This window comes from Fimbriimonas ginsengisoli Gsoil 348 (genome assembly GCF_000724625.1).
Taxonomy (GTDB): domain Bacteria; phylum Armatimonadota; class Fimbriimonadia; order Fimbriimonadales; family Fimbriimonadaceae; genus Fimbriimonas; species Fimbriimonas ginsengisoli.
Window position 1 is genome coordinate 1,033,423 of sequence record NZ_CP007139.1, and the last position, 12,465, is coordinate 1,045,887.

Annotated in this window: 12 protein-coding genes; 3 read left to right on the forward strand and 9 right to left on the reverse strand. The window is 61.4% G+C overall.

Features of this window, described 5'->3' with window-relative positions:
- Window positions 1–2: 2 nt before the first annotated feature.
- The gene (locus OP10G_RS04785; RefSeq protein WP_025227025.1) at window positions 3–1,625 is read right to left on the reverse strand and encodes a nitrite/sulfite reductase; all 1,623 of its coding nucleotides are present in this window, start codon (window positions 1,623–1,625) and stop codon (window positions 3–5) included.
- 17 nt (window positions 1,626–1,642) lie between these two features.
- Window positions 1,643–2,359 carry a phosphoadenylyl-sulfate reductase gene (locus OP10G_RS04790; protein ID WP_025227024.1) on the reverse strand — a complete coding sequence of 239 codons (717 nt, stop codon included), beginning with the start codon at window positions 2,357–2,359 and terminating at the stop codon, window positions 1,643–1,645.
- A gap of 224 nt (window positions 2,360–2,583) precedes the next feature.
- On the opposite strand from OP10G_RS04790, the gene OP10G_RS23995 reads away from it, so the two are divergent.
- Entirely contained in the window at window positions 2,584–4,134 is a 1,551-nt protein-coding gene (locus OP10G_RS23995) for a sensor histidine kinase (protein ID WP_084178821.1), read from the forward strand.
- Between the two features lie 30 nt (window positions 4,135–4,164).
- Here the strand turns inward: OP10G_RS23995 and OP10G_RS04800 are convergent, their stop codons facing one another.
- The 7 genes from OP10G_RS04800 to OP10G_RS04830 form a co-directional block, all read right to left on the reverse strand.
- Entirely contained in the window at window positions 4,165–4,710 is a 546-nt protein-coding gene (locus OP10G_RS04800; protein WP_052547553.1) for an Hsp20/alpha crystallin family protein, read from the reverse strand.
- A gap of 279 nt (window positions 4,711–4,989) precedes the next feature.
- Window positions 4,990–5,526, reverse strand: coding sequence for a hypothetical protein (locus OP10G_RS04805; protein ID WP_025227021.1), 537 nt, complete (start codon window positions 5,524–5,526; stop codon window positions 4,990–4,992).
- A complete protein-coding gene (locus OP10G_RS04810) occupies window positions 5,523–6,299 on the reverse strand; it encodes a prepilin-type N-terminal cleavage/methylation domain-containing protein (protein ID WP_025227020.1) in 777 nt (258 codons plus the stop codon). The genes OP10G_RS04805 and OP10G_RS04810 overlap by 4 nt, the downstream gene beginning before the upstream one ends.
- 130 nt (window positions 6,300–6,429) lie before the next feature.
- On the reverse strand, window positions 6,430–7,185 hold the full coding sequence (locus OP10G_RS04815; RefSeq protein WP_052547555.1) for an ABC transporter permease: 756 nt from the start codon (window positions 7,183–7,185) through the stop codon (window positions 6,430–6,432).
- Window positions 7,121–7,939 (reverse strand): ABC transporter ATP-binding protein, encoded by an 819-nt coding sequence (locus tag OP10G_RS04820; RefSeq protein ID WP_025227018.1) that lies wholly within the window; start codon window positions 7,937–7,939, stop codon window positions 7,121–7,123. Before OP10G_RS04820 ends, OP10G_RS04815 begins: the two co-directional genes overlap by 65 nt.
- Window positions 7,936–8,979 carry an ABC transporter substrate-binding protein gene (locus OP10G_RS04825; RefSeq protein ID WP_025227017.1) on the reverse strand — a complete coding sequence of 348 codons (1,044 nt, stop codon included), beginning with the start codon at window positions 8,977–8,979 and terminating at the stop codon, window positions 7,936–7,938. Before OP10G_RS04825 ends, OP10G_RS04820 begins: the two co-directional genes overlap by 4 nt.
- Window positions 8,980–9,105: 126 nt before the next feature.
- Window positions 9,106–9,561 (reverse strand): RrF2 family transcriptional regulator, encoded by a 456-nt coding sequence (locus tag OP10G_RS04830; RefSeq protein WP_025227016.1) that lies wholly within the window; start codon window positions 9,559–9,561, stop codon window positions 9,106–9,108.
- Between the two features lie 345 nt (window positions 9,562–9,906).
- Here OP10G_RS04830 and cysD point away from each other — a divergent pair, with 345 nt between their 5' ends.
- Together cysD and OP10G_RS04840 are read left to right on the forward strand one after the other, a co-directional pair.
- On the forward strand, window positions 9,907–10,827 hold the full coding sequence (gene cysD / locus OP10G_RS04835; protein WP_025227015.1) for a sulfate adenylyltransferase subunit CysD: 921 nt from the start codon (window positions 9,907–9,909) through the stop codon (window positions 10,825–10,827).
- Window positions 10,827–12,404 (forward strand): sulfate adenylyltransferase subunit 1, encoded by a 1,578-nt coding sequence (locus OP10G_RS04840; protein WP_025227014.1) that lies wholly within the window; start codon window positions 10,827–10,829, stop codon window positions 12,402–12,404. Before cysD ends, OP10G_RS04840 begins: the two co-directional genes overlap by 1 nt.
- Window positions 12,405–12,465: the final 61 nt, after the last annotated feature.

The following is a 12,465-nucleotide window of genomic DNA, read 5'->3' on the forward strand; positions in this document are numbered from 1 at the left end:
GGTCAGACTTCCACGGGAATTCCCGCCGGAACGGGAGTGGGCACACCCTCGGCGAAGGTGACGCGCATGAGGGTCGCCAGCTCGTCGTCGGAGTGGCGGTCGACGAAGTCGGCGAAGTCGTCCTCGTCTTCCCGCTGCTCCACATAGCCGTTCAGAAGGTTGGCGATCGCGTGTTTCACCTCGGTCGCGGGCACCTTGCGCCGGATAGGACGGACGAACTTGGAGTCGGCCCCAAGACGCCCACCGAGTGAGATGTCGTAGCCATCCACCGGCGGCTTTCCCGGCCCTTGCTTGACAAGGCACCCTTGGAGGCCGATGTCGCCGATGTGGTGCTGCCCGCAGGAGTTGGGGCAGCCGTTCAAGTTGATCCGAATCGGCTCGTTAATCGCCACCGCCCCTTCGACGTGCTCGACGATCTCGACGATCAGCCGCTTCGTTTCGGTGAGGGCGAGATTGCAGAACTCGTTGCCGGTGCAGGCGACGGCCGCTCGGCGGATTGGGGAAACGTTCACTTGCAGGCCGGCCGCCTCCAGCGCTTTGGCCGCTGCCTCCACGCGGGCGTTCGGAATGTCCGGGAAGATCAGGTTTTGCTGGTTCGTCGTGCGGATATTTCCTCCGCCGAACTCGTCAGCGATCCTCGCCGCTTCGTACACCTGAGAGTCGTTCAGCCGTCCGCTGAGAACGGTTGCGCCGATCCAGGAAAGCCCTTCCTGCTTCTGGGCGTGGATCCCTACATGGTCTCGGAAGTTCTTCCGAGGCTCGGGCCAGTCGTCGGCGAAATCGGGCCGCCAATCCAGACGAGAGCGAACCTCCTCCTCGAACCGCTCGATCCCCCATTCGTTCACCAGAAACTTCAGCCGGGCGGCCTTCCGGTTTTCGCGGTTGCCGTGGTCCCGGAAGATCGTGACGATCGCGTGAAAGACGCTCGGCAGCCGATCTTTCGGCACGAACATGTTCAATCTCTTCGCGAAGAACGGACGGGCCGATAATCCGCCGCCGACCCGGATCTGGAATCCCTCCTCGACTTCGCCGTTGGCCCGAATCCGGCGTACGGCGGTGGCGCCGATGTCGTTGATCTCGGGCTGAGAGCAGTGCTGGCCGCAGCCGGCGACCGTCGTCTTGAACTTGCGAGGCAGGTCCGAATACTCGCGATTGTCGAGAAACATTTGGTGGATAATCTCGGCCTCGGGGCGGGCATCGAAGACCTCGTTCGGATCGATTCCGGCGACCGGGCATCCGGTTACGTTACGTGGGATGTCGCCGCAGGCGCCGGAGGCGCTGATCCCGACCTGCGCAAACCGGTTGAGGATGTCCGGAACGTCTTGGATCGTCAGCCAGTGGAATTGGAAGTTCTGGCGCGTCGTGATATCCGTGATCCCACGGGCATAGAGTCGGGTGACGTCGGCCACGGTCCGAAGCTGTTCGGTCGACAGGTCGCCGCTCGGCACCTTGATGCGCAGCATGAAGTGTCCATCGTTCGGCTTCTGCTGGTACAGCCCGTACCACCGCATCCGAAGGAAATCGTCCGGATCGATGCTCTCGAACCCGGACTTAGAGTAGCGGACCAAATCCTCCCACACGTCGAGGGGGTTCTTTTCCTGCTTGATTCGTTCGTTCTCGTTCACGCGTTGTTGTTCCTGGCCTAGCGCTTTACGTGCAGGCCGCACTCCTTGTGCTCGGCGGCTTCCCACCACCAGCGTCCGGCGCGGACATCCTCGCCGGGAGCGATGGCGCGGGTGCACGGCGCGCACCCGATGCTGGGAAAGCCACGGTCGTGGAGGGCGTTGTAAGGAACATCGTTGGCCCGGATGTACGCCCAGACTTGCTCCTCGCTCCAATCGGCGAGGGGGTTGAGTTTGAAGATCCCGCCATGGGTGGCGTCGATTTCGACCTTGGGCAGAGTGGCCCTGGTAACCGCCTGCGCGCGGCGAAGTCCGGTGATCCATGCTTGCCGGCCACTGAGGGCGCGGCGAAGCGGTTCCACCTTTCGGATCTCGCAGCAAAGCTTGCGGTCGTCGATGGATCGGTAGAAACTGTTCGGCCCGCGGTTTCGGAGCAGGTTTTGGATCTCCTCCGTTTGCGGGCTGTACGTCTCGAACTCGATCCCATATCGCTCACGGCTCCGCTCCATGACGTCGTAGGTCTCTTGATGAAGCCGCCCGGTGTCGAGCACGAAGATTGGAATCGCGGGCGCCACCTTTGCGATCAGGTCGATGAGCACCACGTCCTCCGCGCCGAAGCTGGAGGCGAAGGCGACGCCGGCGCCGAACCGCTCCCCAGCCCAACGCAGGATCTCCTCGGCCGAGGCGTCATTGAGCCGCGACTGGAGTTCTTCGAGCTGGGAGGTGGGAGCGATCATTGCCTTACCACACTAGAATGGCCTCCCTTACCGGCAATAGAGCCTATTGTCTATCGATCCGGTAGAGAATTCCTTTACAACAACGGCCCGTCCAAGTTACAGCCGAAGAATCGAAGAGGAGTGCGCGGAATAAGAGGCCCTCCTGAGAAGGAACGGAGCGCCAACCACCTTGTTAAGCGGGAATGTTTTGAGCCCCTTTCGTCATATGTTTTCGGTTGTATTCAATGAATGGCCGTTACAATGTCGGTGGAAATCCGGACGGAGCAGAGATGAAGGAGAAGCGTGCCTGGAGCAAGCCCGAACCGGAAAGCCGGCTTTCAGTGAACTCGTTTCGCGGAATTCTGCTCACGGTTTGTGCCGTCCTCCTGATGGAGCCCTTCTTTCCGAATCGCTCCATTGGCGATCCGGGGCTCTTCCTCTGGATTGCGAACCTGCTCACCGTCTACTTGTTTGGGACAATCCCGGGCTTGATTAGCGCCGCTCTTCTGTGCGCGTACATCGCGATAGGGCCTCTCATTCCGGGGTCCGCCTTCGAACACACGCCTAAAAACGAGCTCCGCATCGTTGGGTCGGCGATCATTTTCGGGACTTCCTCGCTGCTCGTCGGCCTCGTTCGCGCGAAAATCCAGAAAGAAGCTCGACGGGCCTCGAACGCCAGCCGGGAGGCGGAAATGGAGGCGGATCTCCGCCACCGTGCGGAACTTCACCTCCGCGACAGCGAGACGTTGCGGCGATTGGTCGTCGAGTCTTCGATGGACGCCATCGCCGCTTGCGACAAGGACGGGCACATCATCTTGTGGAACCGCCACGCAGAGGAAATGTTCGGTTGGAGCGCCGCCGAAGCGATGGGGCGCCCGATTCAAGAACAGGTCGACGTCGCCTGGACCGATGGTCCCTCGCTTCCGTTCGCCCACCGCCTCGAGTCCCGAGGATGCGCAAGAGGGGAGCGCGGTTTCGACGTCGAGCTCTACGTCGTCCCACACGAGAGTCCGGAGGGGCGCATCTTCATGTTCTTCATCCGCGACATCTCGGAACGGAAAGCCGCCGAGGCGGCGATCCAAACCCTTAACGCGAGCTTGGAAGAGCGCGTTGCCGAACGAACCGCGGAGCTGACCGCCAAGAACGAAGAATTGGAGGGATTCTCTTTCGCCATCTCTCACGACATGCGCTCTCCGCTCCGGTCGATCGTAGCCAACGCCCGCTTCGTGCTCGAAGACGAACGTGACAGGGTGAGCGCGGATGGCCGGCTCTCCCTCGAGAGACTCGCGGGCTCCGCCATGCAGATGAGCTTGATGGTCGACGATCTATTGCGCTACGCCCGCCTGGGAAACCAGGCCGTGCGCATCGAGCCGATCGCCCTTTCGGAGATCGCCGCCTCGGCCCGGTCGGAGGTCCTTGTCTCTTATCCGCAGGCAACCATCGAGATTGAACCATCGCTGGAGGCGATGGGGGATTCGATGCTGATGTCGATGGTTCTCGTGAACCTCTTCGATAACGCCTGCAAATATTCGCGAGCCGGCGAACCAGCCAGGGTGACTTTCGGAAAGATCGAACAGGGCGGCGAGCCGGTCTTCTTCGTTCGCGACAACGGCATCGGCTTCAACATGGCCCACGCGGACAAGCTCTTCCGCCCCTTCGAACGGCTCCATTCCGAGTCCGAATATCCCGGCACCGGCTTCGGCCTCGCCAACGTCCGCCGCTCCATCGCCCGCCAACGCGGCCGGGTCTGGGTCGACTCCACCCCGGGTCAAGGCACGACGTTTTCTTCACCTTAGGCGAGTCGACCCCTTCCTAGGCGCCCACGCCTACCCTTTCTTTCCCGCCTTCTCGCGTTGATCGCTCGTGTCCGCCTTACCTTGGTCGGCATAGGCGAAATCGGACTTACCCTTGCCGGCATCGATCGCCGGGGCGCTCGATGAGCCGCTTCGGACGGCGATTTGTCGGGGTTGAGGCTGCTGGGGTTTGGTTATCGGCATCGAGACGGTTAGAACACCGTTCTCGAAATTGGCGTCGATCGCGTTTTCGTTCACTTCCTCCGGAATGCGGACGGACCGAACGAACCGGCCAAAGGAGTGCTCGCGATGATAGACGCGATTTCCCTCACGGCGCTCAAGATCGTCCTTCGTTTCGCCGGTGATCGTGAGGACGCCCTGATCCATGCTCACGTTGAGGTCTTCCGGTTTTACGCCGGGCAATGATGCACGAATGGTGATTCGGCCATCCCGTTCAAAAATGTCGATCGGAAACGTCGAGCTGCCAATATTGTCGCTACGAGTTTGCGAGAACCGGTCCATCAGGTTCCACATTCGATTGAGCTCAGTCCACGGGCTGACGGCTAGATACTCTCTCATCTCTGCTTCCTCCAGTGAAGTCTCAGTTTTTTGATTGCCTCGGATGACGCCAGGTTTCCTCGAAATGTATCCCCTCCCGCTTCTTTAGAATGGGACGCAGGAGGTCATTTTCAACCGGTGCTTTTTAAGCCAGGGGCCAACGAGAAGGGGGAATAAGACTATGCCGCACACGGTTTTTTGAGCAACGATAGATCGTCGGCCGAGTGGGCATCGCCGGTGTGAATCCGGACCGGTCGGGCTCGCATGGACGCTTTATTTGCCTCCCCCGAGCCCGCACGATTACTCTTTAGTCACTACCGGAACGGACAAGATCCGGTTGAATCGGGAGGCGTACGCTTTCCCTCGTTCGAGCAGGGCAAGCCGAGCCTCTTCCGTGTCGTCCGTTTCGGCTTCCCAGAGCCGGAGGAGTTCTTCGCCGGCGACGAGGTTCACGGAGCACCAGTGACGGTGGACGACGCTGGTTTCGTGATCGGACCGCAGCACCGGCGCCACATGTACGGAAATTTGAGATACCGAGGAGAACGGGATCGAGCGATGGACGCTCAGACCCGGGAGGCCGCGGACGTGCTCGATCGACTGCTCAATCGAATCGAAACGCAAATCGTCTTGGTATAGAGCCAAGAGCGCTCCCGATACCAAGAAGAGAGAAAGGATCGCAACCGCACCCGGCAACGGCGCGCCTGGCTGACCCAAATAAAGGCCCAGCCACAAGGCGATTACAAGCGCGTAGCCACCCCCCGCGAGACGGGAGGTGACATTGCGCCGGACAACCGGGGAAGACGAGGCGGACTTAGTGAGACGGCCGGCTTCGGTCATCCTCTCACCGGATTGCGGCGCCAATCGTTGTCTTCGTAGGTGCGCCAGGTCTGCTCGGGCTTGCGGTACTTCGCGTGCCCGTCGGAGTAGGCGAGGTTGCCGCCACTGTTATGGCGCGGGTTGAATCGTGCCTGCTGCTGGTTGTCGGGCAAGGTCGAGTCGTCGATGCCTCCGTACGCTGCCCACCATTGCTGCGGATACATTCCGCCCCGGGACGGGATTCCGCTGGCGCGGGAAGCGTCGCCCAGGATGATGAACCGGGCCGGATCGCTAAGATCGCTCTGCGAGGTGTCGTCGTTGAAGCCGAAGTCGGGGTTGGCTTGGTACCACTTGTACTGCTTCGCGTTGAAAGGTGGGCCAAGCTTCGACTCGTTGTGGTTGTTCCCGTAGTCGGTGGTGTACCAGGCGCCCGGCTGGGGAACCGGCCAATCTTTTCCTTCCGGGCATTTGAAAATCGCCTGACTCTTGATGTACGGGTTCAGCTTCACACGGTAGCTGTACGGCGCCCTGTCTTCGGCCGTATCGGGCACGCTGCTCGGGGCGGTTCGCTCGGTGACCGTCGCCGGATACCGCTCGTCGGCATCGGAGATGTACATAAAGTAGGCGGTGTTGATCTGCTTGACGTTGGAGAGACAACTCGTCTTCTTCGCCGCGGCCTTGGCTTGGGCGAACACCGGGAAGAGGATCGCGGCAAGAATAGCGATGATCGCGATAACGACGAGGAGCTCGATCAGGGTGAACCCGTCGCTCTGGTTTCTCTGGAAGTTCTTCATGTCTCTGTCCGTCAACTTCGTCGTTGGTTCATCAATGCTACTGCGACTCTTCGCCGAAAACACCCTAAAGTCTATGGATTACTAGACTTCTTCGGGAGATTAGGCAGTTCCACGTTGTAGACGTCGAAAATTAGGCCGTACCCAGCCCCCTAGAGCGGCGAACATAGCGTTCCAGCGATCCAAAGATCACGGTGTCGGTGAGCAGTCCCAAGGCGATGATCACAATCATCACCGAGAGCACTTGGCTCATATCCGCCAGTTCGCGCCCCATCATCAACAAATGCCCTAGTCCAAGGGAGACGAACAGCAGCTCGCCCGACATCAGCGCCCGCCAAGCGTACGACCAGCCGAGCTTGGCTCCGGTGAGCACGGCGGGCAATGAGGCCGGAAGAAGGACGTCGGTGTACATACGAAGCGGGCTAGTGCCGAGCGTCCGTGCGGCCCGTACGTAGGTCGGTGGTAGGTTACGTACACCGTCTCGGACGGCGACGGAGATAGATACGAGCGAACCCATAACGATCACGAACAGGATCGCCCGGTCGTTCAGGCCGAACCAGAGGAGCGCTAGCGGCAGCCAGCAGATGCTTGGCAGCGACTGAAAGCCGGACACCAGCGAGCCGAGCGTCTGCTCCGCCCAATCTTGCCTCCCGAGCAGAATCCCCAGCGGAACGCCGATCGCAAGCGAAATCCCGTATCCCACGAGGACCCGGCGGAGGCTTACCGCGGTCGCGTTGAGCAGCGATCCGTCGGATATCAAGCCGCCCAGCGACTTCGCTACCTGGATCGGAGACGGAAAAAGGGTCGAGTCCCAGATGTGCCGGCTAGCAAGAATCCCCCAAAGGAGAATGAGTGCGGAGAAGAATATCAGGCGTTTGACGGTGCTCATAAATCGTTCGGGTACCGGCCTTCATCGCGTGAGAGATGCTCTGCGCGGTTCGCGCCACATCGACGTCGTCGATATGGCGCGGCGGCAGAATGTCGATGTCGAAACTCTCTTGGATCCGGCCGGGGCGAGCCGAGAAGAGGAGAACCCGGTCCCCCAGCGTCACCGCCTCGCGGACGTTATGCGTGACGAAGACGACCGTGCTTCGCCGCTCCCTCCAGAGGTCCTGCACCTCCAAGTACAGGTCCTCGCGAGTTAGGGCGTCGAGGGCGGAGAACGGCTCGTCCATCAGGATGATCCCGGGTTCAAGGACGAGCGACCGGGCGATCGCCACCCGTTGGCGCATCCCACCCGATAACTCGTGGATGGCATGGTCCTCGAACTTGGCCAGCCCAACTTTGTCGAGGGCTCGACGAGCCCGTTCCTCACGCTCCAGGGTGGGAACCCTCGCCTGCTTCAGACCGAACTCGACATTCTGCCGGACCGAGAGCCAAGGAAACAGCGCGCCGTCCTGAAAGACGAGGCTTCGGTCCGGTCCCGGACCTTGGATCGGCTTTCCGTCGACCAATACCTGGCCCGTGTCCGGCACTTCAAGCCCGGCGACGATGTTCAGAAGCGTCGACTTTCCGCAACCAGAGGGACCGACGAGGATCAGGAACTCTCCCTCGGGCACTTCGATCGAGACATCCTCCAGCGCCTGCAGCCCGTCCGGCCCGCCGAACCGCTTGGATAGGTTACGGATGGAAAGAGAGCTCACTTCCCTCCCTTAAGCGCGAGGAGCGCGCGGGTATCGACCAGGCCGGGAAGCGTTCCTGGAGCCGCTTTGAGGTACCCGGCTTGGTAAGCCGCGCTCGCCAGGGCCTGGATACTCGTCAAGTTAGGATCGGTTGTGAAGTCGAGTTTCCCCCACGCCTCCTTCAAGACCAAATTGCCGAGAAGCTTGCCCGTCAATCGCTTGAGCTCGCCGTTCACCGTCGATTGCGCCTCGGCAGGGTGCCCTTGGATCCATGAAACCGTCCGTTCGTGAGACGAGACGAAGGCTTGCACGGCATCGGGGTGAGCGTCTGCGAATGCTCGCCGAACGACCACTACGGTGGTGGTGAAGCGCCGGTTTGGCCAGAGCGATCGCTCGTCGACGACCGTCTTAGCCCCGGTCTCGGAGCGCAGCCGCGAAGCCCAAGGCTCCGGAACCCAGGCGGCGTCGATCTGTTTTCGCCGGAAGAGGGTGAGGATGTCGGGGTTCTTCGCCGGGATAATCGAAACCGTTCCTCCGTGCTCCTTCGATTCCAAACCTGACTGGAGTAGAAAGTGTCGGCACGACACATCCTGGGTTCCCCCTAGCTGCGGCACCGCGACGCTGTGTCCGTCGAGGTCGCGAACGCTCGAAATCGGAAGGTCGGCCCGCGCGACAAGCGACGCGCCTCCGCTACAGGCGCCTGCCACGATTGTAAGGCTCTGCCCGTTCGTCTTTAAGAAGGTGTTCGTTGCCGGACTCGGCCCCACGTAAGCGACGTCGACCTCGCCAGCAAGAAGCGCTTCCATCGCCTCCGGACCGGCGTTCACTACCCGGGTCGAGACGTCGTAGTCCGGCAGATCCTTTTGGAAGAACCCCTTCGCCACTCCGACCAGCGCGGGGGCATGGGTGAGGTTTGGGAAGTAGGCGACCCTTAGCGGATAAGCCCCCTTTCGGGCCGCGGACGTCTGAGTTCGCCATCCGGTCCCGAATGCGAGGCCGAACAGGAAGAGAATTCCGCAGCCGGCGTTCAGCAGGTCGCGGGAACCGCGGCGCGCGTTCATCCCTCCCACGGGTCGCCTCCGCAATACTCTACTAAATCCATCAACTATTAGATTGATGTGCTAAAGGGGTGATTCGGGCATCGGAATGCGTTGAGCGGAAGATACGACGGCGAAGTGCCGTTAGATCTAAATAACGTAATCCAAAATCGACGGAACACCGTCGGCTTTACGTTGCATGTCCCGCAGGTCCGCAAAGGAAGTGTTGTCCAATACGAGCGCCATCGCGTCCCGGACCTCCTTGAAAGTAACCCTCAGAACGCAGGTCGGCGGGTGCGGGCAGCCGCATTCGCTGAAGTTCGTCACGCTCACGCAGCTAATCGGAGCGATTGACCCATCCATGGCTCGAATCACGGCGCCGAGGGTGATTTCCTCCGGCGCTTTCGCGAGGACGTAGCCTCCTCCAGGCCCTTTTCGACTCTGGACGAAGCCCGCGACCTTAAGGGAGGAGAGGATCTGCTGCAAGAACTTCAGCGGGATGTTTTGCCGATCAGCGATGTCCTGAATCAACGTAATCTTGGCATCGTCCCTCAGGCTGAGGTCCAACAGGGCGCGCATGGCGTACCTCGCCCGGCTAGAAAGCATGCCCCTATTTTACTGACCTCAGGATCTTTTGGTCAGAGGCGGGATGGCTTGTCGAACATGCCCCGTAAGTCGAAGACCGACGACGCTTCGTCGGTTTCGAGCTAAACGAGGGGCCTGACTCGGTTCTCCCCTCGTAGACCCGTTCCTAGACTAGTGCTCTCCGGCAAAAACGAGTTCATGAGCCCCAACCGCCGCCAACCTTCACCTAAGGCATCCAGAGCCCGGAGGGCTCTTCAGAAACTAGCCGCGGGTCGAAGACCCTGGGTAAGGCGCTGACACCCCTCCCCGACCTCGGCAGGCGGTCGCAGAACCCACCGCCACTAAGAACCCTGATCGAAATCGCTGATGACCGCAATCGAACCCAATGTTTCCCGACATGTCTACCTGGCCGAGCTCGAGGCCGAGGCGATCTACACCCTCCGAGAGGTCGCCGGGCAGTTCGAACGCCCCGCCCTCCTCTTTTCGGGTGGCAAGGACTCGATCGTGCTCACCCACCTCGCTCGAAAGGCGTTCGCTCCGGGGCCGATCCCATTTCCGCTGCTGCACATCGATACCGGCCACAACTTTCCGGAGACGATCGAGTTCCGCGATTGGCTGGCGGCCGAGGTGAAGGCGCGGCTGCTGGTGCGATACGTGCAAGACTCGATCGACCAGGGGCGCGTAGTCGAGGAAACCGGACCTCATGCGAGCCGGAACGGATTGCAGACCGTGACTCTCCTCGACGCTCTCACCGAGCTGAAGATTGACGCGGCAATCGGCGGCGCGCGGCGCGACGAAGAGAAAGCGAGAGCCAAGGAGCGCGTCTTCTCCCACCGGAACGCCTTCGGCCAGTGGGACCCCAAAAACCAGCGCCCTGAGCTTTGGCATCTCTACAACGGCATGCGGCGACCGGGGGAGCACTTCCGCGTGTTCCCGCTCAGCAACTGGACCGAGCTCGATATCTGGCAATACATCGTTACCGAACGGATCGCGATCCCGTCCCTCTACTTCAGCCACGAGCGCGAAGTGGTGGTCCGAGACGGCGTCTTGCTCGCCCACAGCGACTTCCTCGTTCCGATCCCTGGAGAGCGGCGCGAAATCCGGACTATACGTTTCCGAACCGTCGGCGACGCTACCTGCACGGGCGCGATCGAGTCGAACGCTTCCACCTTGGACCAGATCCTTGGTGAAGTGATCTCCGCACGCGTGACGGAGAGAAGCGGCCGCGCCGACGACCAGCGTAGCGACGCCGCCATGGAAGACCGCAAGCGGCAAGGTTATTTTTGATGGACACGCTACGATTCGCCACCGCGGGAAGCGTCGACGACGGCAAGAGCAGCCTTATCGGACGACTTCTCTACGATTCGAAGTCGATTCTCGAGGACCAGATGCTCGCCATCGAGCGCGCCAGCCGTAACCGCGGCGCAGACCAGGTGGAGCTTGCCCTGCTGACGGACGGCCTCCGTGCCGAGCGCGAGCAGAACATCACGATCGATGTCGCCTACCGTTACTTCTCGACCGCAAGGCGCAAGTTCATCATTGCCGATACGCCAGGCCACCTCCAATACACGCGGAACATGGTCACCGGCACCTCGACCGCCGACCTCTCCGTCATCCTGATCGACGCCCGCAAGGGGGTGCTCAGCCAAAGCAAGCGGCACGCGGCCATATCCTCCCTTCTGGGCCTCCGAACTTTGGTAGTAGCCGTCAATAAGATGGACCTGGTCGAGTTCTCGGAGGCAGTTTTTCGTCGGATCGAAGCCGAATTCCGCGCCTTTACCAACCGGCTGGGAATTGCGGACGTGACGTTTATTCCGATCTCCGCATTGAACGGAGACAACGTCGTCGACCCGAGCGAGCAAACCCCCTGGTACTCCGGGCCGACCTTGTTGCAATTCTTAGAAGAGGTCGAGGTCGCTCGACAGCCTCGAACCGGTTTCCGGCTCCCGGTCCAATACGTGGTCCGCCCCCACCAAGACTTCCGCGGATTCGCCGGGCAGGTGGAGAGCGGATCGGTTCGGGTCGGCGACCTGGTCGGAGTCGCCTCGTCGGGTATTCGAAGCGCGGTCCGGTCGCTGCATGTAGCTGGTGAACCCGCCGACGAAGCCCGGGCCGGCCAGCCGGCGGTGGTGGAAATCGATCGCGACGTTGACATCAGCCGCGGCGACCTTCTCTTCGACCCGTCGTCGGCTCCCGAACGCGCGGACCGTGTGGAAGCGGTTGTTTGCTGGCTCGCCGATACGCCGCTCGCGCTAGGCAAGCGTTATCTGGTGCTGCACGCCACGAGGAGGATCTCCGGAGTAATCGAGTCGGTGACCAGCCGGATTGATGTCGACACCCTGGACCCGGTCGCAGCGACCCACCTGGGTCTAAACGAGTTGGGCCGGATACGTCTCCGCACTGCGGGACCGCTCTACTTCGACCCGTACGAGCGGAATTCCGCCACCGGAAGCTTTGTTCTCGTCGACCCGGAGACGAACGGTACCGTCGCCGCGGGAATGATCCAGACCTCTTACTTAGACGAAGAGCCCGCCCCCGATTCCGGGCGGGTGGTGTGGATTAACGGTAACGGAGGGCGGGCTCCGCGCCTGGTCGCCGAGCTGCAAGCCCTCGGGCGCCGGGTAGTTCTCCTCAGCGCAGACACGTTTGGCGCCGGCGCGTCCGAGCCGCTCGCGCGCCTCGCGCGCTCCGCCGCCTCGCAGGGTTTCGACGTCCTCGTCGCCGCCCCGGCCATCGCCACCGGTAGCCGGGAGTGGCCCACCTACCCCGACGAGGGGCAACCGTTCGACCTCCTCCTAGAGTCCGTCCTCCCTCACTTCGACCGGATAACTCAGCCGGCTTCGGCCACAGAATTCTCGATCTAGGAAGGCGGTAACCGTTCGCGATATTTATCACGACATATGTCGTGATCTGTGTTATTCTGTT